We start from the raw sequence: 1694 nt of genomic DNA, 5'->3' as shown, positions 1-1694 counted from the left end.
TGGATCACCTCCTTAATCGACGACTCAGCTGCTCCATAAGTTCCCACACGAATTGCTTGATTCATTGAAGAAGACGATAGAAGCAGCTTTAAGCTCCAAGCTGATAGCTCCAAGCTAACAGTTACGCGCTCGAAATTGGGTCTGTAGCTCAGTTGGTTAGAGCGCACCCCTGATAAGGGTGAGGTCGGCAGTTCGAATCTGCCCAGACCCACCAATTTTGTTATGGGGCCATAGCTCAGCTGGGAGAGCGCCTGCCTTGCACGCAGGAGGTCAACGGTTCGATCCCGTTTGGCTCCACCATATAACTGCTTCTGAAAGTTTAGAAATGAATATTCCAGCGTGAATGTTGATTTCTAGTCTTTGACTAGTTCGTTCTTTAAAAATTTGGGTATGTGATAGAAAGATAGACTGAACGTTACTTTCACTGGTAACGGATCAGGCTAAGGTAAAATTTGTGAGTTCTCTTAGTTGAGAAATTCGAATTTTCGGCGAATGTCGTCTTCATAGTATAACCAGATTGCTTGGGGTTATATGGTCAAGTGAAGAAGCGCATACGGTGGATGCCTTGGCAGTCAGAGGCGATGAAAGACGTGGTAGCCTGCGAAAAGCTTCGGGGAGTCGGCAAACAGACTTTGATCCGGAGATGTCTGAATGGGGGAACCCAGCCATCATAAGATGGTTATCTTGTACTGAATACATAGGTGCAAGAGGCGAACCAGGGGAACTGAAACATCTAAGTACCCTGAGGAAAAGAAATCAACCGAGATTCCCTTAGTAGTGGCGAGCGAACGGGGACTAGCCCTTAAGTGGCTTTGAGATTAGCGGAACGCTCTGGAAAGTGCGGCCATAGTGGGTGATAGCCCTGTACGCGAAAATCTCTTGGTCATGAAATCGAGTAGGACGGAGCACGAGAAACTTTGTCTGAATATGGGGGGACCATCCTCCAAGGCTAAATACTACTGACTGACCGATAGTGAACTAGTACCGTGAGGGAAAGGCGAAAAGAACCCCGGAGAGGGGAGTGAAATAGATCCTGAAACCGTATGCGTACAAGCAGTGGGAGCCCACTTTGTTGGGTGACTGCGTACCTTTTGTATAATGGGTCAGCGACTTATTTTCAGTGGCGAGCTTAACCGAATAGGGGAGGCGTAGCGAAAGCGAGTCTTAATAGGGCGTCTAGTCGCTGGGAATAGACCCGAAACCGGGCGATCTATCCATGGGCAGGTTGAAGGTTAGGTAACACTGACTGGAGGACCGAACCGACTACCGTTGAAAAGTTAGCGGATGACCTGTGGATCGGAGTGAAAGGCTAATCAAGCTCGGAGATAGCTGGTTCTCCTCGAAAGCTATTTAGGTAGCGCCTCATGTATCACTGTAGGGGGTAGAGCACTGTTTCGGCTAGGGGGTCATCCCGACTTACCAAACCGATGCAAACTCCGAATACCTACAAGTGCCGAGCATGGGAGACACACGGCGGGTGCTAACGTCCGTCGTGAAAAGGGAAACAACCCAGACCGTCAGCTAAGGTCCCAAAGTTATGGTTAAGTGGGAAACGATGTGGGAAGGCTTAGACAGCTAGGAGGTTGGCTTAGAAGCAGCCACCCTTTAAAGAAAGCGTAATAGCTCACTAGTCGAGTCGGCCTGCGCGGAAGATGTAACGGGGCTCAAACCATACACCGAAGCTACGGGTATCA

Annotated in this window: 2 tRNA genes and 1 rRNA gene; all 3 read left to right on the top strand. The window is 49.2% G+C overall.

From position 1 onward, the window contains the following. The first annotated feature begins 137 nt into the window (after positions 1 to 137). A tRNA-Ile gene (locus AC1RDQ_RS28490) sits at positions 138 to 214 on the top strand. Between the two features lie 10 nt (positions 215 to 224). Then, positions 225 to 300, top strand: a tRNA-Ala gene (locus tag AC1RDQ_RS28485). Positions 301 to 533: 233 nt separating this feature from the next. After that, positions 534 to 1694 (top strand): 23S ribosomal RNA (locus AC1RDQ_RS28480); the annotation flags it as partial.

Source organism: Pseudomonas sp. GW823-FHT02E01 (genome assembly GCF_058797535.1).
The sequence above is the reverse complement of the archived record's forward strand: the minus strand, read 5'-3'. Positions and strand labels throughout refer to the sequence as shown.